This is a genomic window from Acidisoma silvae (genome assembly GCF_020618775.1).
Taxonomy (GTDB): Bacteria; Pseudomonadota; Alphaproteobacteria; order Acetobacterales; family Acetobacteraceae; genus Acidisoma; species Acidisoma silvae.
Map to the genome: position 1 here is coordinate 47,974 of NZ_JAESVB010000002.1, position 23,397 is coordinate 71,370.

A 23,397-nucleotide genomic window follows, 5' to 3' on the forward strand; every position below is an offset into this window, starting at 1 on the left:
GCCAAAGAGGAAAACTATGAAGTTTTCCACCCTCGTCTTTCCTTGGCGTGATAGCAACAACAAGCTTACAGAAGTTCCGTCACGCGAATGTGCCTGACCGGCCTTCGATGCTGGTCTTGATCATTACCCCGAGCGCATTATCCCAAAGCTCTGCCGCCGGCAGCATGACTTTCCGTCGCCAATTGGGACGTTCCTGATCGGTACCCGGCAAATTCAAAGCCTCGGTCTCCCGACCCAGGTCATCGGCCTGCACAAGATCGAGCACGGAAGCGGTGCGGCCGATATAGGCGTGGAAGGCCGCCGCCACCGCATCGGACATGGGCGCGACACGATCAATCGCTTCCACGTCGTCCAGCAGGCCCTGCCCGGCGAGCGCCGCTAGGGCGGTGTGCTTCTCGGCATCGCGCTGGGACAGCGCCTGCGCGGTTGCCGCGTCATCCGACAGATGCAAGCGCTGCCGCTCGATGATATCCGCGCCCTCCCACCAGCCGGCGAGCGTCGGCAGGTCATGGGTGGAAACGCAGGCCGCCGCCATCGGCGGATAGGCGGAAGGCGGCTTGAAGCCCGCGCCCTCGCGCTCGAACCAGAAGACGCGATAGGCGAGCAGACCGGAATCCGCCATCGCTTCGCGCACGCCGTCCGGCACGGTGCCCAGATCCTCGCCCACCACCAAGCAGCGTGCGGCCTGGCTTTCCAGCGCCGTAATGCCCAGCATGTCCTGTCGGGGATAGGCCAGATAGGCGCCATCGGCCGCGCGGCCGCCTTCGGGGATGAGAAACAGCCGGTTGAGGCCCAGCACATGGTCGATGCGCAGCGCACCAGCGTGGCGCATATTCGCCCGCAGCAATTCGCCGAACCCCTCGTAACCCTGAGCGCGCATCGCCCAGGGGTTGGGCGGTGGCAGGTTCCAGTTCTGGCCCTCGATGGAAAAGGGATCAGGCGGCGCGCCGACCGAGACGCCGGTCATGAGGAAATCCTGCTCGGACCAGGCTTCCGCGCCGACCGGCGCGGTGCCGACGGCAAGGTCACGGTAAAAGCCAAGCGAGAGACCGGCCGCGCGACCGCTGACATCGGCAGCCGCAAGCTGGTGATCGGCCAGCCATTGCAGGAAAGCGAAAAAGCCGATGCTGTCTGCGTGGTCCGCCGCGAAGGCCAAGACGGCGGCACCGGCGGGATCGTGCAAGGCTGCCGGCCAGTCTTTCCACGACAGGGTGGGATAGGCCGCGCTGATCGCCTGGAAGGTCGCGAAACGATCGAGGCTGCGGCTGCCCTTTGCGCGGAAGGCCGCGAAAGCTTCGACGGCCGGGTGGGTTTTTGGCAGCTTGCTCAAAGCCGCAAAAGCCACGCGCAACACGCGATCCTTCGCGGCCCAAACGCCGGCGTAGTCTACCGCACGGGTTTCGCGCAGCGCCGCGAAAGCGCCAGCCTCCGCAGCCAAAGCCGCCTGCACCGCCGGCAGTTCGGTGATGAAGGGCAGTTGCGCCACGTCGATATAAAGCGGCTCCAGAAAGCGCCGGTCGGATGGCGAATAGGGGCTGACGAGGCCGCGATGTTCCGGGAACAGCGCATGCAAGGGGTTGAGGCCGATGATGGCGCCACCCACTGCGGCCGTCTGCCGGCCGATCTCGGCCAGGGTTGAAAAGTCACCCATGCCCTGATCGCCGTCACGGCGCAGGCTGTAGAGATGCGTGGCGAGGCCGAAACGCCGGCCACCGTTTGACAGGTCGGGCGGCAGATAGCAGCGCTGCGGCGCCACGATCAGCTTCGTCTCGCCGTGTTCGGCCCTATCGGCACAGACCAGCCGGTGACGGCCGATGGGCTGTGGCGGCAGAGTGATGTGACGCACATGCCCGACGCGACCATCCGCCGCCGTGACCTGCGCGCGGCCGGCATCATCCGGCGGCACCACGAACCGCGCCTGGCTGCCATCCTCGCGGATCAGCACCAGGGCGATGGCGCGCGGCAGGCCAGCCAAAGCCGGACCCAGCGTCAGCGCGATGCTCTGCCCTTCCCGCACCACCAGGCTCGGCGGCAGGGCCGCGAAATCCTTTAGATTCGAGAGGCGATAGAGGCTTTCGGCGATATCGGCCACGCTGTCCGCCGGCAGTTTCATGGCCCGCAGCAGCGCGCGGCGGCTGTCATCCGGCACATGATGAAGATTGCCCGCGATATCCCACCAATCGGGCGCGAGGCCAGCGGCGGTAGCCAGTGTCGCGAGGCGTCCGGCGGGATCGCGCTCGGCCAGCATGAGGCTTTCCGCCGGCACGATATGGGCCACTGTCAGCGACGGCTCCTCGATCAGCAGCAGCGCTGTCCGCGCCTCGACCGGCAGGCTTGTTTCCGCAAGGACCGCCTCGGCCTCCGGCTGCGCGGAATCGATGACGCGGCGCCAAGCGTAGCCGGGCCGGTTCTCCGGCAGGGTCAATGCAAAGCCGGACCAGCCGGCATGAAGCAGCACCAGCGCGCGGCTGCCGCCCTTGCCGCCGCCCGCGACCTCCGGCCGATACAGATCAGCGATCAGCGTGCGGGTTTCGCCATTCTGCCAATCCTCACCCTGCATCCCCTGCCCGTCCGCGCGCCGCCAGACGACATCGGGACGCAGCGTGTCATCCGCCGGCTCGCCGGTCAGATGGGCGAGATGGGTCAGCGCCGGACAGGACCGCCGCGCGGCGATCAGCTTCGCCGTGAAACGGGCGAGTGCGGGGTCGGCGTCCTGCCATTCGACCCAGGAAATGGTTGTGTCCTGCGCATAGGCATTATTATTGCCCTGCTGCGTGCGGCCGAGTTCGTCACCGGCCGCCAGCATGGGCGTGCCGCGCGACAGCAGCAGCGTCGCCAGTAGCGCGCGGATATCGGCGCGGCGCGCGAGGCGCACGCCCTCATCCTCGGTTGGTCCTTCAACGCCATGGTTCCAGGACTGGTTTTCGCTCGTCCCGTCGCGGTTCTGCTCGCCATTGGCATCATTATGCTTGCCCGCATAGGAGACGAGATCGGCGAGGGTAAAACCGTCATGTGCGGTGATGAAATTGATGCTGCGCGACGGCGCATGGGTGGTCTGGCCATAAAGGTCCGACGAGCCGGCGAAGCGCGTCACAGCTTCGCCCAGCATCCAGCTGTCACCGCGCCAGAAGCGGCGCATGGTGTCGCGATATTTGTCGTTCCACTCCCCCCAGGGGGCAGGGAACTGGCCGACCTGATAGCCGCCATAGCCGATGTCCCAGGGTTCCGCGATCATGGCGATGCCGCGCAAGGCCGGGTCTTGCGCTACTGCCTGCAAAAAGGGCGCGCGGGGGTCATAACCCGCCGGATTGCGGGCCAGCGTCGATGCCAGGTCAAAGCGATAGCCGGACAGGCCGGCGCGCCGCACCCAGAGCCGCAGGCTGTCCATGACCATGCGCAGAACCATGGGATGGTCGACGGCCAGCGTATTGCCGCAGCCCGTATCATTCACCAGCACGCCGGACTGGCCGGGGACGAAGCGGTAATAGCTGCGATGATCGAGCCCTCGGAAGGAGACCGTGGGGCCCATCACATCGCCTTCGCCCGTATGGTTGAAGACGACATCCAGCAGGCTGGCGATGCCCCGCGCGCGCAGCGCATCCGTGGTCGCACGGATTTCCGGAAAACCGCCGGGGGCGAGACGCGGATCCGGCGCCATATAGGTGACGGGATTATAGCCCCAGTAATTGGTCAGGCCCAGCGGCGGCAGATGCCGCTCCTCTAGCCAGGCGGAACTGGGCAGAAATTCGACCGCGCCGATAGTGAGATCGGTCAGGTAGGATAGTAGCGGCGCTTCCGCCAGCGCCGCATAAGTGCCGCGCAGCACTTCGGGAATATCCTGACGCAGCTTGGAAAAACCGCGCACATGCATCTCATAGATGACCTGCCGCTGCCAGGAGAGCGGCGGCAATGCGACGTCGGTTTCCGGCGCTTCGATAATCGCCTTCGGCATGAAAGGCGCGCTGTCATCCTGGTTCGGCGGCGCCCCCATTTCGGTGCCCGGCGGCCAGTCGAACATGGCGGGATGCAGTTTGAAGGCGCGATCAAGCCGCGTCGCGTAAGGGTCGATCAGCAGCTTCGTCGGGTTGAAGCGGTGTCCGTCCTGCGGCGCCCAGGGGCCATAGGCGCGCAAGCCGTAGCGGGCGCCGGCACCGATTCCCGCGATTTCGCCGTGGAAACTATTGAATGTGCGTGCGGGCAGCAGGATCCGCTCGATCTCTGTCTCGCCCGTCTCATCGAACAGGCAGAATTCGATGGCCGTCGCATGGGCCGAGAAAACGGCGATATTGATGCCGCTCTCCGTCAGCGTCACGCCCAGCGGCTCGGGCAGACCTGCGGTGACACGACGCATCGTCATGCGCGCAGCGCCTCAACCGCATTCGGACCGTCCTCGGCCAATTCCCGATAGAGTTCGGCATAGAGCCGCGCCGAGCGCCGCCAGGAGACATCGGTGCGCATACCGTTGCGCTGAATGCGCCGCCAAAGTGCCGGCTTGCGCCAAAGAGACGCGACCCGCAGCGCGGCACTTTCCAGCATCTCCACCGTCGGCGGATGAAACTGCACACCGGTGCCGATGCCCTCGGCTCGCGCCATCTCATTCGCGTCGATGACGGTATCCGACAGGCCGCCGACGCGGGCGACGACCGGAATGCTGCCGTAGCGCAGGGCGTAAAGCTGGGTGAGGCCGCAAGGCTCGAAGCGCGAAGGCAGCAGCAGAGCATCCGCGCCGGCCTGCATGAGATGACCGAGTTCCTCGTCATAGCCGATGACGCAACCGATGCGGCCGGGATAGGCGGTGACGGCATCGCGCACGGCGCGTTCCATGGCACGGTCGCCCTGGCCGATGATGGCGACCTGCGCGCCCGTGCCAAGGATCAGCGGCAGCGCGTCCAGCACCATGTCGATGCCCTTCTGCCAGGTCAGCCGGCTGACAAGGCCGAAGAGCAGAACATCGGCGTCTTCGCGCAACCCGACCCGGCGTTGCAGCGCCACCTTATTGATCCGTCGCGGCTTGATATGCAGCCGATCGAATTTGGCGGCGATCAGATTATCGGTGGACGGATCCCAGACATTCTCATCGATGCCGTTGAGAATGCCCAGCACATCGCCGATGCGGTCGCGCACCAGCCCGCCAAGTCCCATGCCACCCTGAAGGGTCGAAATTTCCTCGGCATATTTGGGGGAAACGGTGGTGATGCGGTCGGCGAATTGCAGCCCGGCCTTCAGAAAGCCGATGCCGCCGTAATACTCGATCCCGTCGACACCCATGGCTTCCGGCGGCAGCCCGAGCGTGCTGAGAAGTTCCGGCGCATACTGGCCCTGGAAGGCGAGGTTATGCACGGTCATGATGGCGGGCGGGCGCACACGCCCCGCCGCACGGTAATGCAGATAGGCCGGCGTCAGCCCAGCCTGCCAGTCATGAGCGTGGACGATTTCGGGTTTGAAGGCGGCCACTTCGCCAAGACCGATGGCGGCCCCGACAGCGCTGAGGGCGGCGAAGCGGATGGGATTGTCCGGCCAATCCTCCTTCTCCTCATTCGTGTAAGGCGTGCCGGGACGGTCATAGAGATGGGGCGCGTCGATGAAGAGGATATCGAGGCCGCCGACCTCGGCGCGCCGCAGCCGCGCCGGACCGCCGAAGAGATCGTCGAAATGATGGATGGTCTCGGCATCCGGCAGTTTGGCCAGCACGGGCCTATAGCCCGGAATGAGCGAGGTGATCTTGATCCCCTCGGGCTTGAGGAACAGCGGCAATGACCCCGCAACGTCAGCGAGACCGCCGGTTTTAATGAGCGGATAGAGTTCCGAGACGACGGATAGAACAGAAACAGGCGTCCTCACGGCATCTGCCTCCGGCTGAAGCCGCCACAGCGCCTGTTATTCTGGATCATATTCGAAATAGACCGTCGCCAGAGGAGGAATGGTAATGAGGGCCGAAAACGGGAAGCCATGGCTCGGGATGGGTTCGGCCTGCACCGCGCCGCCATTGCCATTATTGCCGCCACCGTAAAGTCCGGCATCGGTATTGAGGATTTCGCGCCAGCGCCCGGCATGGGGCAAGCCGATACGATAGCCTTGCCGCAGCACCGGCGTGAAATGCGCCACCACCGCGACAGGCGGAATCTCCGCCTCGCCTCCGTCGCGCAGCCAGGCGAAGACCGATTGTTCAGCGTCGTCGGAGACGATCCAGCGGAAGCCCTCAGGCTCGCAGTCCCGCCGATGCAGTGCCAGCGTGTTGCGGTAGAGGGTGTTGAGGTCGCGCACCAGGCGCTGCACCCCGGCATGGGTCTGAAACTCGGTCAGTCCCCAATCCAGCGACTGGTTGAAATTCCATTCACCACTCTGCCCGAATTCCTGCCCCATGAAGAGCAGCTTCTTGCCGGGCTGCGCCCACATGAAACCGTAATAGGCGCGCAGATTCGCGAAGCGCTGCCATTCATCCCCCGGCATACGACCGAGGATGGATTTCTTGCCGTGCACCACTTCATCATGCGACAGCGGCAGCATGAAATTCTCGCTATAGGCATAGACCATGCCGAAAGTCATGCGGTCATGATGCCATTTCCGATGCACCGGCTCCTGCGACATATAGTCCAGGGTGTCGTGCATCCAGCCCATGTTCCATTTGAAGCCGAAGCCCAGGCCGCCGGCGAAGGTCGGCGCGGAAACACCGGCCCAGGCCGTTGACTCCTCAGCGATCATCGCCGTGCCGGGGAAATTGGCATAGGCAAGTTCATTGACCCGGCGCAGGAAGGCGACCGCTTCGCGGTTGTCGTTCGATCCGTCCTCATTCGCGATCCACTCGCCGGCTTTGCGCGAATAATCGAGATAGAGCATGGAGGCGACGGCATCGACACGCAGCCCGTCGAGATGAAACACGTCCAGCCAATAGATTGCGTTGGAGACGAGGGTCGCCGACACCTCGTTCCGGCTGAAATTGAAAATCGCGGTATTCCAATCCGGGTGGAAGCCACGGCGCGGATCGGCATGATCGTAAAGATGCGTCCCGTCGAACTTGGCCAGGCCATGCGCGTCCACCGGAAAATGCGCCGGCACCCAGTCCAGAATGACGCCCAGCCCATATTGATGGGCGCGATTGACGAAGCGCGCGAAACCCGCCGGGTCACCGAAGCGGCGGGTCGGCGCGAACATCCCCACCGGCTGATAGCCCCAGGAGGCGTCGAGCGGATGCTCGGTGATCGGCATCAGTTCCAGATGCGTGAAGCCCATGTCATGGACATAGGGGATCAGGCGGTCCGCCAGTTCGTCATAAGTGAGGAAGCGATTGCCTTCCCCCCGCGCCCAGGAACCGAGATGAACCTCGTAGACCGACATCGGCTTGCGCCGGGCGTCGCCCGTACCGCGCGCCGCCCGATGGGCCGCGTCATCCCAGGTAAAATTGTCGATCCGCGCGATGACGGAAGCGGTGGAGGGCCGCATTTCCGCCGAGAAGCCGACCGGGTCGGCCTTCAGCGGCAGCAATTCTCCCTGCGGCCCGACGATTTCGTATTTATAGGCCGCACCCTCGCCGATCTCGGGCGCGAAGATTTCCCATACGCCGCTGCCGCGCCGCAGGCGCATCTGGTGGCGGCGACCGTCCCAGCTATTGAAGTCTCCCACCACGGCGACACGCCGCGCATTGGGCGCCCAGACCGCGAAATGCACGCCCGGCACGCCCTCATGCGCCACAACATGCGCGCCGAGACGTTCGAAAATGCGCTGATGCGTGCCTTCGGCGAAAAGATAGTCATCGAGCGCGCCCAGCACAGGCGGAAAGGCGTAGGGATCATACAATTCCCACACGCCGCCGGCATTCTGCGCCCGTAGCTTGTAAAGCGTGCCGGGCATCAGATCCGGCACCAGCCCCTCGAAAAAGCCATGCGCATGTTTGCGGGTCAGATTGACGAAGAGACGATCGTCGAGCCCGATCACCGCCAGACTGTCGGCATGGGGCACGAAGGCCCGCACCGCGAGCCCCGCATCCGTCATATGCGGCCCAAGAACGCCAAAGGGATCGCCATGCCGCGCGCCGAGAATGGCGGACAAATCCCCCTGGGAGACCCGCCAATCCCGCACGCGACGTAACCCGCCCCTCTCGCGTTCTATGGACGCCACTTTATCCCTCTACTTTTTTGGCCAAGTCGGCACGTTCCACAGATCGGACGCATATTCCCGGATCGACCGGTCGGACGAGAAGAAGCCCATGCCGGCGGTATTCAGCACGGCCGAGCGACGCCAATCGCTCGGCCGACGCCAGGTTGCGGCGACATCACGCTGGCGCCGGTAATAGGCGTCGAAATCGGCGGCCACCATGAAATAGTCATGATAGCGAATGGCCTCAATCAGCCCACGATAGCGGCCGGGGTCGTCCGGGCTGAAATTGCCGTTCTCGACCGCCGTCAGAACTTCCTGCAACACGTCCGATTTTGCGATGAAATCAGAAGAATCGATGGTCTGGCGGCGGCGGGCTTCCACCTCTTCTGCCGTCAGGCCGAAGATAAAGATATTATCGCTGCCAACTCTTTCAAGCATCTCGACATTCGCGCCGTCGAGCGTGCCGATGGTTAAAGCGCCATTGAGGGCGAATTTCATATTGCCGGTGCCCGACGCCTCCATGCCGGCCGTCGAAATCTGCTCGGACAGATCGGCCGCAGGGATGACGACTTCCGCCAGGCTGACATTGTAATTCGGCAGGAAGACGACCTTCAGCGCGTCACGCAGCGTCGGGTCGCTGTTGATGACGCGGGCCACGTCATGCGCCAGCTTGATGATGAGCTTGGCGCGGTGATAGCTGGGCGCGGCCTTGCCGGCGAAGATCTTCACGCGCGGCGCCCAATCCCGCATCGGCTGGGCGCGGATCGCGTTGTAAAGGGCGATCGTCTCCAGGATATTGAGCAGCTGGCGCTTATATTCGTGGATGCGCTTGATCTGCACATCGAACAGCGCATGGGGGTTGAGGCGAACGCCGACGCGCTCCCGCACCAGCTTGGCCAGCGCCGCCTTATTGTCCTGCTTCACGGCGGCGAACTTCTCCTGGAAGCTCGCGTCATCGGCGAAGGGCGCCAGCTTGGCGAAGAGCGTCTCGTCGTCCAGGATCTCCGGCCCCACGGCATCGACGACAAGCTGCGTCAGGCCCGGGTTGGACTGGTACAGCCAGCGGCGGAAGGTGATGCCGTTGGTCTTGTTGTTGATGCGGTCTGGATACATCGCATTGAAGTCGTGAAACACCGTCTTGCGCATCAGGTCGGTATGCAGCGCGGAGACGCCATTGACCTTGTGTGAGCCAAGGAAGGCGACATTGCCCATGCGCACGCGGCGGCCATGGGTTTCATCGACCAGAGACAGGCTTGTCATCATCGCGACATCACCCGGGAAGCGCTGCTTCACCTCATCCAGGAACATGAGGTTGAGCAGATAGATGATCTGCATATGGCGCGGCAGCAGCCGCTCCATCAGCGGAACCGGCCAGGTTTCCAGCGCTTCCGGCAGCAGCGTGTGGTTGGTGTAGCAGAAGGTCTCGCGCGTAATGTCCCAAGCCTGTTGCCAAGGCACGTTATGATCATCGACCAGAATGCGCATGAGCTCGATGACCGCGATGGAAGGATGCGTGTCGTTAAGCTGGATGGCCGCCTTTTCGTGCAGCGTCTCGACCGTCTTGAAGGATTTCAGATGACGGCGCAGCAGATCCTGCAGGCTGGCGGCGGCGAAAAAATATTCCTGCCGCAGACGCAGTTCCTGCCCGGCCGGCGTCTCGTCGCTGGGATAGAGAACCTGGGAGATCGATTCCGCCCGCGCCCGCTCGCTGAGCGCGCCGACATGGTCACCCTGGTTGAAGGCATCGAGACGGATAGGGTCTACCGCGCGGGCCGACCACAGGCGCAGCGCATTCACATGCCGCCCGCGCCATCCGACGATCGGGATGTCATAGGCGACCGCTTCCACGCGTTCGGCCGGATGCCAGACATGCTGGGTTTCGGAATCGCTGTCAGACACCATGGCGACTTCGCCGCCGAAGCCGATATTGTAGGAGATTTCCGGGCGTTCGAACTGCCAGGGATTGCCCAGTTCCAGCCAGTCTTCCGGGTATTCCTGCTGAAAGCCGTTCTTGACGATCTGGCGAAACAGGCCGCGCTCGTAACGGATGCCATAGCCGATGGCGGGAATGGCCAGGCTGGACATGCTTTCCAGATAGCAGGCGGCCAGACGGCCGAGGCCACCATTGCCCAGCGCCGCGTCAGGCTCGATCTGGCGGATGGCGTCGAAATCGACGCCGAGCTGATCCAGCGCGCCCTTGACCACGTCATTCAGGCCGAGATTGGCGAGATTGTCGCGCAGCAGGCGGCCGATGAGGAATTCCAGCGACATGTAATAGACGCGCTTGGCACCGTGCGTGTAGGTCGAATCGGTGCTGCGGTGCCAGCCGTCGACCACGCGATCACGCACCGCCAGGGCGGTCGCAACATACCAATCCCGATTATTGGCGGCGATGCGGATCTTGCCGACCTGATAGTAGAGCTTCTGCTCGATACTGTCGCGCATGGCCGCGATCTCACGGGCCTGAATCTCGGCCGGGCTCTCATCGCTGTAATGCGCTTCGGTCACGGGAGCGGCGGTCGCGGCGTCATGGTCTAACGTCACCAGGGTCTCTCCTCAATTCTGCGGCCTTGGGGCCGTTTCAGGTCAGTTACTGGCCTGCCGTCGGCCCAGGGTAGTCAGGATGGACGGGGCTTCCTGCCACAACTTGCGCAGGATCGCGGACGAAGGAAAGGGGCATTCCGCGGTTGCAGCATGACGAACTGGCGTCGGTCCCGACGCCGGGCAGAGACTATTCGAGCCCCCTCGTTCACGGAACAGGAAGTTTGGCGAAATTGTGTCTGGCCGAACCCGGGACCGTCCCTATCTAGCCAATCGATGGGGAGCATCGCGCCTCGCCACGCGCCTGCCCAAACCGTTCCGCATCGATTTCCCCTGTGACCCGCAATAGCACGAGACGCGACCCATGGCTGTTTCCCTGGCGGCAACTTACCGGCTGCAATTCCACAAGGATTTCACCTTTGCCGATGCCGTGGTGCAACTCCCCTATCTGAAGGCCTTGGGCGTAAGCCATATTTACGCCTCCCCCATTCTGATGTCCCGCCCCGGTTCGACCCACGGCTATGACGGCATCGACCCCAGCCGGATCGACCCCGAACTGGGCGGCGAGGACGGCTTTGCGGCGCTGGCCGACGCCGCAAAAGCGGCCGGTCTGGGCATCATCCTCGATATCGTGCCCAATCATCTGGCGGTCGACAGCCTCAACCCGCTCTGGATGGACGCGCTGGAATTCGGCGCGGAAGGCCCGGCCGGACATCTTTTCGACATCGCCTGGGATCGGGGACAGGTCATCATTCCGGCTTTGGGCAAGACCCAGGCGGCGGCGATCGCGGATGGCGAGATTGCGCTGGCAGCGGATTGGGACTCAGGCCGTCTGCTGGCGCGCTATTTCGACAATAGCTGGCCGCTGCGGCCTGAAACGGTGGCGGCTGCCTTGCAGATTGCGGCAGCGCTGGACGAAGGCACGCTGGCCGGTCTTTCCTCGCGCTTCCTGCGGCTTGAGAACGAGCGCAAGCGCGATACCGACGCCGTGGCCGAGGCACGTCATGAACTGTCGACCCTGACGCCCGCGCATCGTGCGCTGGTGGAGGCGGCGCTGGCGCGCATGGATATCGCGGCGGTGCTGCATCGCCAGCATTGGCGGCTGACGCATTGGCGGACGGAAAGCGACAGCCTGACCTATCGGCGATTTTTCAACATTACCGGGCTGATCGGCGTGCGCGTGGAAGACCCGGCGGTTTTCGACCTTATCCATGCCCTGCCGCTGCGCCTGCTGCGGGCCGGTCAGGTGGACGGCCTGCGCGTCGATCATGTCGATGGACTGGCTGACCCCACCGGCTATTGCATCAGGCTGCGCCAGGAAGCCGGGCCGGACGCCATTCTTTTCGTCGAAAAGATACTGGGCGAGCATGAGGCGCTGCGCGATTGGCCCATCACCGGCACGACGGGCTATGAGCGGCTGAACGATATCCAGGGCCTCTTCGTCAATCCGGAAGGTTTTCAGACGCTGGACGGCTATCTCGTGCGCCAGAGGCTGCTGGCCGCTGACCGTGAGGAGCGGCTGGCTTCCGCCAAATCCTTCATGCTGCGGACGAGTTTTCTGGGCGAGGTGGAAACGCTGACGCAACTGGCCCATGGCATCACCCGCAGCACGCCGCATAGCGCCGAATTTGGGCTCGGCACGCTGCGCGAAGCGGTGATCGCGCTTCTGGTGCGCTTTCCGGTCTATCGCGGCTATGGCGCCGATACGGCATCCGACCCGGCGGACGCGACCCTATGGCAGACCACGCTGGCCGGGGTCGAGGCGCATGACAATCCCTGGACCTTCGACGCGGCTGGCGCGCTGGTCCGGTTGCTGAGCGGGACGGAGCCGGGTTCGCCCGGCGAGGCATTCATGCGGCGCTTTCAGCAGCTCAGCGGACCGGCCATGGCTAAGGGTCTGGAGGATACCGAGTTCTATCGCAGCGTCGCATTGACGGCGGTGAACGAGGTCGGCGGCGATATCGCCCAGCCTTGGCGGAATGCGGCCGATGTCCATGCGATCTATGCGGCGCGGGCCAAAGCCAGCGCGCGGGATCTGATTCCGCTCGCGACCCATGACACCAAGCGGGGGCCTGAGACGCGCGCCCGTATCGCGGCCTTGTCCGAGGACGCCGCCGGCTGGATCACGCGGTTCGAAGCCTGGCACGCCTTGAACAAGGTGCTGCGTTCGGACGTGAATGGCCGCGAGGCGCCGGATTTGATCGACGAATGGCTGATCTATCAGACGCTGGTTGGCACCTGGCCGATTTCCGAGGACCGTCTGGCCGAATATCTGACCAAGGCGATGCGGGAAGCGAAACGGCATACCTTCTGGGACAATCCCAACGAGGCCTATGAGAGCGCGGTGCAATCCTTCGCTGCTGCCTTGCTGAAAGACGACAGGGCCGCCGGATTTCGCACCGGCCTGACGCAGCTTGTGGGTGAGATCGAAGGCCGCGCGCGCCTGACCGGGCTGGCCATGACGGTGCTGCAACTGACCTTGCCCGGCACGCCTGACCTGTATCAGGGCACCGAGTTCTGGGATTTCAGCCTTGTTGACCCGGACAATCGCCGGCCGGTGGATTACGCGGCGCGAGCTGGGGCGCTGGAGTCCGCCAGCCTGCCGCGCCTGCCGGCCGACAAGCAGGGCGCCACCAAGCTGTTTGTCACGCATCGGCTGCTCGCCTTGCGTCAGGCGCGGCCGACGCTTTTCGCGCACGGCGATTATACCGGCCTGGATCTGCCGCAACCCTGGTTCGGTTTCCGCCGCGACCATGCGGACGGAAGCCTGCTGGTGATAGTGCCGCAAGGCGCCGTGACAGCGGAGCGGCCGGGCGACCTACCGCCGCCGCCGAACGGCCAAAGCTGGCAGCCGGTACTGGGCGCGATAGACGGCGCGGCCGGGCTGGACCCGGCCTTGCCCCTCATCGTCTTGGTCAGCGCCTAAACAGCCGCAATGGTGGAAGGAGTTGCCTTCGGCATTGCAGCATAGGCAACATCGCTGTCATTGCAGGTTGCGATCGCCGGAGACCGCCGATGACTTTGACCGAACTGGAAGCCCGGGTCCGGGCCGATCTTGCCTGCCTGGACTATCCCGCGAAGCCCTGGCTGGCGCCGCAAAGCCAGAACGGCCAAGCGGTGCTGGATGTGCTGATCATCGGCGCGGGCCAAGGCGGACTGGCGACGGCCTTCGGTCTGATGCGGGAAAAGATCGGCAATATCCTGATCGTGGATCAGGCGCCGCGCGGCGGCGAAGGCGTCTGGACCAGTTTCGCGCGCATGGTGACGCTGCGCACGCCCAAGCACGTCTCCGGTCCCGATCTCGGCATCGGCAGCCTGACGCCGCGCGCCTGGTACGAAGCCAGCTTCGGCCTTGCCCGCTGGGAGGGTTTAGGCAAAATCCCCCGCGACGTGTGGCAGGCCTATCTGGACTGGTATCGCGATATCCTGCACCTGCCGGTGCGCAACGACACCGGCATCACCGGCATTACGGAACAAGGCAGTTTGCTGGCCGCCACGACCGACAAGGGCGAGGTTCTGCTGGCCCGCAAGATCGTGCTGGCGACCGGCATTGCCGGCAGCGGCGCCTGGCTGATCCCGGATTTCATTGAAAAGAACCTGCCGCGCGCACGCTACGGTCATACGTCGGAGCCGATCGACTTCGCCGCCCTTGCCGGCAAGCGTGTCGGCGTGCTGGGGGCCGGCGCATCCGCCTTCGACAATGCCGCGACCGCACTGGAAGCGGGCGCCAGCCGTGTGCAGTTGTGCGTCCGCCGCCGGCTGCTGCCGCGCGTGAACCCCTATCGCTGGATGGAACAGGCTGGCTTCCTCAGCCAATTCGCGGAACTGCCGGACCTGCTGCGCTGGCGCTTCATGCGGCATATCTTCACCATGAACCAGCCGCCGCCGCCCGATACCGTGGCGCGCTGCGCGGCCTTTCCGCAATTCTCGGCCCATCCCGGCACGCCCTGGCTGGACGCGCGGATGGAGGGTGAGGACATCCGTATCCGGGTGCCGGGGGGCGAGCTTGCCTTCGACTTCGTCATCATCGGCGCGGGCTTCATCATCGACGCGTCCCGCCGTCCTGAACTGGCCCATTTCGCCCCGGCCATCGCTACCTGGGCCGATCACTTCACCCCACCCGAGGGCGAGGAAGACCCGGTTCTGGCCAGCTACCCCTATCTCAGCCGCAGCTTCGCCTTCACCGAACGGCTGACCGGCCAGGCGCCGGCCTTGGCCAATCTTCACAACTTCACCTTCGGCGCCATGCCCAGCATGGGCCTGTCGGGTGCCTCCATCAGCGGGCTGAAATTCGGCGTCCGCCGGCTGGTGAATGCCATCTGCCGGGATTTCTATCTGGAAGACGCGGAAGCCAGCTATCGCAGCCTGCTCGACTATCAGGAGCCGGAACTAACAGCCCTGTCCTGGCCGGACGGCGGGATTGGGGAAGCCCTGTTGCCGATGCCTCTGCCCAATGACCGGACCAACCCTCATCAGAACGACAGATTGAACAAAACGCTTTGAGCTGCCACAATTGTGCGCGGCCTTCGATGGCTTGACCTTAGATGCGGCAATATCGCAAGAGCTAGGCCCAGTGACTGAAGCGGCCTGCCGGGCATCAGGGTCCAAGAGCTAGGACCGGGGGATCAACTCTCCGGCGAATGACTAAGCCATTAGTAAAGAATGTGGAATGAAGAGCGACACCAGGAAAGCAGCCCCGCTATCCATCAATATCGCGCATGAATCGGACGATGCGCTGATCGTCCGAACGGCTTGGCTCTATTATATGGCCGGGCTGAACCAGGAAGAGACGGCGACGAAGCTGGGCCTGCACCGCACCCGCGTGAACCGGCTTCTGGCCGAGGCGCGCGAACGGGGTCTGGTGACGATCACCATTCAGCATGAAAGCGCGCAGGAACTGGCGACCGAGCAGGAAATCGCCCAGTTCTATGGGCTGGATTTCTGCCTTGCGACACCGCTGATCGGCTTCGAGGATGTCGCCGGCAATCCGGCTCTGCTGGAGGCCCAGGGGCTGATCGCCCGCCGGGCCGTGGGCAGCGCCGGCGCCAATTTTCTGCGCGGCAAGCTGGCCCAGGGGCCGATTACCGTGGGCATCAGCTGGGGCCGCACGCTGGAACAGGTGGCGCTGCATCTATCCGGCGTCCGCAACCCGGAAGCGCGCTTCGTCTCGCTGATGGGCTCGCTGACCCGCAATTCAGCCTCCAACCCCTTCGAAGTGGTGCAGGCGCTGGCGGCGCGCACGGGCGGCGAAGGCCATTTCATACCGGTGCCCTTCATCGCCGATTCCAAGGCCGACCGGGACGTTCTGGCCTCCCAGCGCAGCGTCGTGGAAGCGATCGCATTGGCCGAGAATGCCGATCTCTACATCGTCAGCCTGGGCGCGCTGTCGGAACGGTCATCGCTGCGCCGGCAGAACATGCTGTCGCCCGAGGAGTTGCAGGAAGCCGTGGCGGCCGGCGCCGTCTGCGACACCATGGGCAAGCTCTTCGCGCTGGACGGACGGCCGCTGGAGCATGACATCAACAACCGCACCATTGCCGTGAATATCGAGGCGCTGCGCGGCCGGGACGTCGTGCTGCTCTGCGGCGGCATCGACAAGATCGACGCGCTGGAAGCGGTTTTGCGCAGCGGCCTGATCCGTGGCCTGATCATCGACGGCGATACGGCGCGGCTGCTGGCACAGCGCTGCCACCCGGTCTGATGACCGGGGGCCGCCAGCCGGATCGGCAGAGGCGCGGTGGCGTCTCCAAGCTGGCTTTGGCAGGGCTCGCCCTGCTGATCGCCGGCCTGGGCGTCGTCTCCGCCCGGCCGCGCCGGCAAAACCGGCCGCCGCCACCTCGCCCGCGCAAGGCCGTCGATCTGGAGCAGTATCTGGGGCGTTGGTACGAATTCGCCCGTTACACGGCCTGGTTCGAGCGCGGTGCGGAAGCCGTCACGGCGGAATACTCGCTGAGGCCTGACGGGCTGATCCGCGTCGTCAATATCTCGCATCAGGGTGGCCCGGCTGGCCCGCTACGCTGGGCCGAGGCGAAGGCGCGGCCCGTGGCGGGCAGCAACAATGCCAAGCTCAAAGTCGCTTTCTTCGGACCAGTCTTTCTCGGCGACTATTGGGTTCTGGACCATGCGGATGACTACGCCTGGTCTATCGTCGGCGAAGGCTCCCGCCGCTATCTATGGATTTTGACGCGAGACCCCTTCCCTTCGGCTGAGACGCAAACTCTGCTTTTGTCGCGCGTTCAGTCTTTTGGCTATGACCTGTCGCGCCTGCATATGACGGTCCACGCTTCCGCCTGATCACCATGGCGTTTGCGGGCGCCGTCCGCGACGGCCGCCCCTTCTGTTCCTCCCCGGCCTTGGCTAAGCTTGATGATAAGGGAGGAATAAAAATGATCGAAAAATCCAAAGCCGTTTCGCCTCTATCCCGTACCGCCATGGCCTATGTCCTGGCGGGTGGACGCGGCAGCCGATTGATGGAGATGACCGACCGACGCGCGAAGCCCGCCGTCTATTTCGGCGGCAAATCCCGCATTATCGATTTTGCCCTCTCCAATGCTCTGAATTCCGGCATCCGCCGCATTGCTGTTGCAACGCAATATAAAGCCCATAGCCTGATCCGGCATATGCAGCGCGGCTGGAACTTTCTGCGCCCCGAGCGCAACGAAAGCTTCGACATCCTGCCCGCCAGCCAGCGCGTCAGCGAAACCCAGTGGTATGCCGGCACGGCGGACGCCGTCTTCCAGAATATCGACATCATCCAGGACTATCATCCCGAACATATCGTCATCCTGGCCGGCGACCATATCTACAAGATGGATTACGAGCTCATGCTGCTACAGCATGAGGACAATAACGCCGATGTCACCGTTGCCTGCCTGGAAGTGACGAAGGCGGAAGCGACGGCGTTCGGCGTTGTCGCGGTGGATGACAACGACCGCATCATTTCGTTTCTGGAAAAACCCAAAGACCCGCCGACCATGCCGGGCAATTCCGAAATGTGCTTCGCCAGCATGGGCATCTATGTCTTTCGCACCAAATTCCTGTTCGACCAGTTGAAGCGAGACGCGGAAGACCCCAATTCCAGCCGCGATTTCGGCAAGGACATCATTCCGTTTCTTGTCGAGCAGGGCCGCGCCTTCGCGCATCGCTTCACGCAATCCTGCGTCCGCTCGGTCGATCATGCCGAAACCTACTGGCGCGACGTCGGCACGCTGGACGCCTATTGGCAGGCGAATGTCGATCTGACCGATGTCGTGCCGCCGCTGGACCTGTATGACGAAACCTGGCCGATCTGGTCCTACGCCCAGCTGACGCCGCCGGCGAAATTCGTGCATGACGTGGGCGAGCGGCGGGGCGAGGCCGTGGCGTCCCTCGTCTCCGGCGGTTGCATCGTCTCCGGCGCAAGGGTGCGGCGGTCGCTTCTCTCCACCGGGGTGCACGCGCATTCCTACTCCACCATCGACGGCGGCGTCATTCTTCCCTATGCCAAAATCTCCCGCTATGCGCAGCTGACCAATGTCATCGTCGATGCCGGCGTCATCATCCCGGAAGGCCTGATCGTCGGACAGGATCCCGAGCATGACGCGCAGCGTTTCCGCCGCAGCGAAGGCGGCATTTGTCTTATCACCCAACCGATGATCGATGCGCTTAATCTATGAAAAATCTTGAGGTTCTGTCGGTCACATCCGAATTCTTTCCGCTGATCAAAACCGGCGGACTGGCGGATGTGGCCGGTGCCTTGCCGGCGGCCCTGGCCGCCGAAGGCGTCACCGTGACGACGCTGCTGCCCGGCTATCCGGCGGTGATGAAGGGTTTGCAAGACGCCGAACCCGCGCATGACATCGCCGATCTGTTCGGCGGCACAGCCCGCCTGTGGCGCGGGCGATGCGGCCAGGCAAAGCTGATCGTCATTGAGGCTGCGCATTTGTTCGACCGGCCGGGCAATCCTTATCTCGACAGCAGCGGCCGCGACTGGCCCGACAATCCGCAGCGCTTCGCCGCCCTCGCCCATACGGCGGCCGCCATCGGGCGTGGACTGATGCCGGGATACCAGCCCGATATCCTGCACGGGCATGACTGGCAGGCCGGCCTGATGCCGGCCTATCTGCATTTCAGCGGTGACGCGGCGGATGCTGGCACAACGCGGCCGCCGAGCGTGATGACGGTTCATAACCTCGCCTTTCAGGGCCTGTGCGATGCCGGCCTGCTGGGCGCCTTGCGCCTGCCTACCCAGGCCTATTCGATCCATGGCGTGGAATATTTCGGCCGCATCAGCTTTCTCAAAGCCGGCTTGCGCCTTGCCAATAACATCACCACCGTCTCCCCCACCTATGCGCGGGAAATCTGCACGCCCGAGGACGGCATGGGGCTGGACGGATTGCTGCGCAGTCGCGGCACGGCGCTGTCCGGCATTCTGAACGGCATCGACACCGACGTCTGGAATCCGGCGACGGATGCCGCTTTGCCGCAGCGCTTCGCGCAGGCGACGCTCAGCCAGCGCGCGAGCAACAAGGCCGCCCTGTGCGCGCGTTTCGGCCTGGAGCCTGACCGGCTGCTGTTCGGCGTGGTCAGCCGGTTGACCGCGCAAAAGGGACTGGACCTGCTGCCCGAAAGCCTGCCCACACTGCGGGCCCTGGGCGCGGCCATCGTCATCCTGGGCGCGGGCGCGCCCGAATTGGAACGCGCCTATGCCCAAGCCGCGCGGCCCGGCGAAATGGGCCTGTTCATCGGCTATGACGAAGCGCTGGCGCATCTGATCTATGCCGGCGCGGATGCGCTGCTGATCCCGTCCCGCTTCGAGCCCTGCGGCCTGACTCAGCTTTGCGCCATGCGCTACGGCTGCCTGCCTGTCGTCACCCGCGTCGGCGGTCTGGCCGATACCGTGATCGACGCGAATGAGGCGGCACTCAGCGCCGGTGTCGCGACGGGCTTTCAGATGGAGCACGCGGATAGTCGCAGCCTGGACCTTGCGCTCCGCCGCGTCGCCGCCGTCTGGGGCGACAGACCGGCCTGGGACGCGATGCAGCGCAATGCACTGGCGGCCGAGGTTGGCTGGACCCGCTCCGCCGCCCGCTACGCGGACCTCTATCGCGGTTTGGTTGTGTAGGTTTTCAGGTTTTCACTGAAACGACGTCATTCCCGCGGAAGCGGGAATCCTCTCCCTTTGGCATGCCGACGAGGCACAGAAGATGCCCGCTTGCGCGGGCATGACGGTTGAAGACGGTGGCAACCAAGCCCGACGACGTTTAGCGCTTCGGCAGAAAATGCCTTGCCCAGGCCCAGACGCGGCCGACGCCGGCAACCCCCAGCAGCACCGCGCCCCACAAAGCAAGGCTGAGGAACTGGCTGATATTGAGCAGATTGGCGGCGGTGGAGACCAGTTGCAGCACGATCAGCGACATGACGAGGCCACTCACCTTGCCGAAACCGCCTGCCGGGTCGATGCCGCCCAGCACGGCGGCCAGAATGGTGATGAGCAGATAGCTCTCGCCATAGGCGGCATTGGCCGAGTTGAAGCGCGCCATCATCAGCAGCCCAGCCAGCGCCGAAAGCAGCGCCGAAATCAGATAGACGCGCACCAGCACGCGCCGCGTGTCGATGCCCGAGTAGCGCACGGCCTGAAGATTGGAGCCGAGCATCGTCACCCGCTGACCGAAGGACGTGCGGGTCAGCAGCACGCCCATGGGAATGGCGATGACCGCGAAAACGATCAGCACCACCGGCACGCCAAAAACCAAGCCATTGCCGATGAAGACCATGAAGGGCGGAAAGCCCGCGATGACGCCGCCATGGGTCAACCCCACCGCGATGCCCTTCACCATGGTCATGGTGCCGAGCGTGGCCAGAATGGGCGAGACGCCCAGATAGGCGATGACGGTGCCGTTGAGCAGGCCGACCAGCCCCGCGACGCCGAAGGCCGCCGCGAGGGCCGCAATATGCCACAGCACCATGCTGGCGCCCGATCCGCCCAGCCCGAAATGCGTAAAGACATAGGCAGCGGCGAGCGCGGAGAGATTGGCGGTGGCGATGATCGACAGGTCCAGCCCGCCGGACAGCAGCGGCACCATCATGGCCAGCGCGAAGATGCCAAGCTCCGGCAGCTGAAAAGCCATGGAGCGGATGGCCGCGCCGTTGAACAGCCGATGGCCGAGCAGCACCGCGAACAGCGCCACCAGGGCCAGGAACAGGACCACCAGCCGGAACAGGACCGGACTTGGCTTCCAGCCTGCGGCGCTGGCCACCGGTGCCGGCGGCGGCGGGCGGGTCGTCACCGAACCCTCGCTCATGCCATCACCCGTCGTATGCCGGCGCGCTGGCGCTGCCGTTCCAATGCCAGCGCACTGACAGCGATCAGGATGACGGCACCGGTGAAGCATTCGGACCAGTAGGACTGCACGCCGAGCAGAAGCAGGCCGTTCTGCAGAAAGGCCAGCAGCATGACGCCAAGGATGGTGCCGAACACGGTGCCGACACCGCCCATCAGGCTGGCGCCGCCCAGCACGACGGCCGCGAGCACATCCAACTCGCGCCCGACCAGCGCATTGGGGGAGACCGACTGCGCATCCTGCGCCTGGATCAGCGAGGCCATGCCGGCAACGAAGCCCATATAACCGTAGACGAGAAGATTGAGGCGAAAGACCTTGATGCCGACGCGCTGCGCGGCATCCTTGTTACTGCCCAGCGCATAGATCTGCCGCCCGATATTGGTGCGCGTCAGCAGCAGCGCCGTCACCACGAAAGCGCCGATCAGCCCGATCATCTGGAGATTGAAAATGTAAGGATTGCCCTGCTTGTCGGTATAAACAACCCAGCTGGCACCATTGGTAAACCAGTCCGGCAGCTGGAAAATCTCATTCCCATGGGTCACGAACATCAGCAGGCCGAAGAAGACATTCAGCGTCGCGATGGTGACGATGATGCTGGACAGGCCCAGCGTCCCGATGAGAACGGCGTTGATAAGGCCACAGGCAATGCCGACGGCGGCGACGATCAGGATAACCTCCACCCAGCCGACATTGAAATGATTGGCGACGGTCATGGCGACATATTGCGCGACCGAGGCCGAGGCGGTGAAGGAGATGTCGATGCCGCCCGAAATCAGCACCACCAATAGCCCGGCGGCCAGCATGCCCGAGAAAGAATAGGAGGTCAGCAGGTCGATCATATTCTGCAGGCTGAAGAAGGATCGTGTCGCCAGCGACAGAAAGACGAAGAGCACGACCACGACAAGCAGCAGCTTGCCTTCATGGCTATGCAGAAGGCGCTTGGTGAAGTCAGGCATCAATCGCCTCCCGCAGAGCGGTTTCGGTTATATCGGCCGGATGGAACTCGCCTTTCACGCGGCCGCCCTGCATCACCAGGATGCGATGCGCGTGATAGAGAACTTCCGGGATTTCGTCGGAGATCATCATCACCGCCATGCCTTCGGCGGCCAGACGCTTGACGATGGCATAGATACCGTCCTTGGCATTAATATCGACGCCGACGGTCGGGCTGTCGAGAATGAGAACGCGCGGCTGTGTCGCCAGCCACTTGGCGATGACGACGCGCTGCTGATTGCCGCCCGAAAGGGTGCGCACCGGATTTTCCGGGTCCGAGACCTTGATGCCCAGTTGCTCGATCCCCTGGCGCACGGCCTGGCGCCTGCGATCGGCGCTCAAAAGGCCGCCGGCGCCCTTCAGCTTATCGAGAGTCGACAGCACGATATTGGATGCGATCGGCTGTTCCAGAACCAGGCCCAGCGACAGCCTGTCTTCCGAGACATAGGCAATGCCATGGTCGATGGCAGCACGATTGGAGGTGAGATGAACCGGCGCGCCGTCCATGCGGATTTCGCCCTGATCGGCAGGCCGCATGCCGAACAGCGACAAAGCCAGTTCCGTCCGCCCTGAGCCGAGCAGGCCGATGACGCCGAGGATTTCCCCCTGGCGGATATCGAGGCTGACATCCTGGAAATCCCCCCGCCGCGACAGCGCCTTGACGGACAGCACGACAGGCGCCTGCGACAGGTCCGGCACGACAACCTTGTAGTCGAATTCATGACCGGTCATCAGCGAGCCCAGCCGGCGGGGCGTCATGTCCTGCGCGTCCCAGGTGCCGAGCTTGCGGCCGTCGCGCAAAACCGTGACGCGCTCGGCAATCTCCATCACCTCATCCAGCCGATGGCTGACGAAGACGACGGCGATGCCCCGCCGCTTCAATTCCCGCGTGATGTCCAGCAGCGTATCGACTTCGGTGCGGGTCAGCGAGGCGGTCGGCTCATCCATGATGACCAGCCGCGCTTCCGCCGCCAACGCGCGGCAGATGGCAACAAGCTGGCGCTGCGCGATGGAGAGTTCGCCGACCAGCGCATCCAGGTCCAGCGCCACGCCAAGCCGCGCGACCACGGCTTCGGCGCGCGACCGCAAGCGCCGCTGCCCCGCCCCGCGAAAGCCCCGCAGATGCTGCGCGAAGGCGATATTTTCGGCGACCGTCAGATCCGGGAACAGCGACAGATCCTGATAGATGACCTGAATGCCGATGCGCGTGCTTTCCGCAGGTGTCAGATGCGTATAGAGGCGGCCGTCGATCACGATCTCCCCGCCCGCATCCGGCGGCTGCACGCCGGAGATGATCTTGATCAGGGTCGATTTGCCGGAGCCGTTCTCACCGGCCAGGCAATGCACCTCACCCGCGCCGATCGTCATATCGACATCGGCAAGCGCCGTGACGCCGCCAAAATGCTTGGAAATTCCAGTCAGGCTAATGAAGTCGGGCATTGGCGGC

At 64.1% G+C, this 23,397-nt stretch carries 13 protein-coding genes; 6 read left to right on the top strand and 7 right to left on the bottom strand.

Annotation, left to right across the window (positions count from 1 at the left end; genetic code table 11):
• Positions 1 to 79: 79 nt before the first annotated feature.
• The 4 genes from glgX to ASILVAE211_RS04895 are packed head-to-tail and all read right to left on the bottom strand — an operon-like array spanning position 80 to position 10,638.
• Positions 80 to 4,357 carry a glycogen debranching protein GlgX gene (glgX, locus tag ASILVAE211_RS04880; protein WP_227320185.1) on the bottom strand — a complete coding sequence of 1,426 codons (4,278 nt, stop codon included), beginning with the start codon at positions 4,355 to 4,357 and terminating at the stop codon, positions 80 to 82.
• Positions 4,354 to 5,841 carry a glycogen synthase GlgA gene (glgA, locus tag ASILVAE211_RS04885; RefSeq protein ID WP_227320186.1) on the bottom strand — a complete coding sequence of 496 codons (1,488 nt, stop codon included), beginning with the start codon at positions 5,839 to 5,841 and terminating at the stop codon, positions 4,354 to 4,356. The genes glgX and glgA (ASILVAE211_RS04885) overlap by 4 nt, the downstream gene beginning before the upstream one ends.
• 36 nt (positions 5,842 to 5,877) lie before the next feature.
• Positions 5,878 to 8,115 (bottom strand): 1,4-alpha-glucan branching protein GlgB, encoded by a 2,238-nt coding sequence (glgB, locus tag ASILVAE211_RS04890; RefSeq protein ID WP_456304484.1) that lies wholly within the window; start codon positions 8,113 to 8,115, stop codon positions 5,878 to 5,880.
• 9 nt (positions 8,116 to 8,124) lie between these two features.
• Entirely contained in the window at positions 8,125 to 10,638 is a 2,514-nt protein-coding gene (locus ASILVAE211_RS04895) for a glycogen/starch/alpha-glucan phosphorylase (RefSeq protein WP_456304485.1), read from the bottom strand.
• A 361-nt stretch (positions 10,639 to 10,999) separates the two neighbouring features.
• Here ASILVAE211_RS04895 and treY point away from each other — a divergent pair, with 361 nt between their 5' ends.
• From treY to glgA (ASILVAE211_RS04925), 6 genes are all read left to right on the top strand, one after another.
• On the top strand, positions 11,000 to 13,561 hold the full coding sequence (gene treY, locus ASILVAE211_RS04900) for a malto-oligosyltrehalose synthase (protein ID WP_227320187.1): 2,562 nt from the start codon (positions 11,000 to 11,002) through the stop codon (positions 13,559 to 13,561).
• 95 nt (positions 13,562 to 13,656) lie between these two features.
• Positions 13,657 to 15,138 carry an NAD(P)-binding domain-containing protein gene (locus ASILVAE211_RS04905; RefSeq protein WP_227320747.1) on the top strand — a complete coding sequence of 494 codons (1,482 nt, stop codon included), beginning with the start codon at positions 13,657 to 13,659 and terminating at the stop codon, positions 15,136 to 15,138.
• Between the two features lie 166 nt (positions 15,139 to 15,304).
• The gene (locus ASILVAE211_RS04910; protein ID WP_227320188.1) at positions 15,305 to 16,336 is read left to right on the top strand and encodes a sugar-binding transcriptional regulator; all 1,032 of its coding nucleotides are present in this window, start codon (positions 15,305 to 15,307) and stop codon (positions 16,334 to 16,336) included.
• Positions 16,336 to 16,929, top strand: a complete 594-nt coding sequence (locus ASILVAE211_RS04915; protein WP_227320189.1) for a lipocalin family protein — start codon at positions 16,336 to 16,338, stop codon at positions 16,927 to 16,929. Before ASILVAE211_RS04910 ends, ASILVAE211_RS04915 begins: the two co-directional genes overlap by 1 nt.
• 92 nt (positions 16,930 to 17,021) lie before the next feature.
• Positions 17,022 to 18,290: a glucose-1-phosphate adenylyltransferase gene (glgC, locus tag ASILVAE211_RS04920; RefSeq protein ID WP_227320190.1), complete on the top strand. Its 1,269-nt coding sequence runs from the start codon at positions 17,022 to 17,024 to the stop codon at positions 18,288 to 18,290.
• A complete protein-coding gene (gene glgA, locus ASILVAE211_RS04925) occupies positions 18,287 to 19,738 on the top strand; it encodes a glycogen synthase GlgA (protein ID WP_227320191.1) in 1,452 nt (483 codons plus the stop codon). Before glgC ends, glgA (ASILVAE211_RS04925) begins: the two co-directional genes overlap by 4 nt.
• Before the next feature lie 139 nt (positions 19,739 to 19,877).
• On the opposite strand, the gene ASILVAE211_RS04930 is transcribed toward glgA (ASILVAE211_RS04925), so the two are convergent.
• From ASILVAE211_RS04930 to ASILVAE211_RS04940, 3 genes are read right to left on the bottom strand one after another with little or no spacing between them, the layout of a single operon-like run.
• On the bottom strand, positions 19,878 to 20,918 hold the full coding sequence (locus ASILVAE211_RS04930) for an ABC transporter permease (protein ID WP_227320192.1): 1,041 nt from the start codon (positions 20,916 to 20,918) through the stop codon (positions 19,878 to 19,880).
• On the bottom strand, positions 20,915 to 21,913 hold the full coding sequence (locus ASILVAE211_RS04935) for an ABC transporter permease (RefSeq protein ID WP_227320193.1): 999 nt from the start codon (positions 21,911 to 21,913) through the stop codon (positions 20,915 to 20,917). Before ASILVAE211_RS04935 ends, ASILVAE211_RS04930 begins: the two co-directional genes overlap by 4 nt.
• Positions 21,906 to 23,390, bottom strand: a complete 1,485-nt coding sequence (locus ASILVAE211_RS04940; RefSeq protein WP_227320194.1) for a sugar ABC transporter ATP-binding protein — start codon at positions 23,388 to 23,390, stop codon at positions 21,906 to 21,908. The genes ASILVAE211_RS04935 and ASILVAE211_RS04940 overlap by 8 nt, the downstream gene beginning before the upstream one ends.
• Between the last annotated feature and the right edge of the window lie 7 nt (positions 23,391 to 23,397).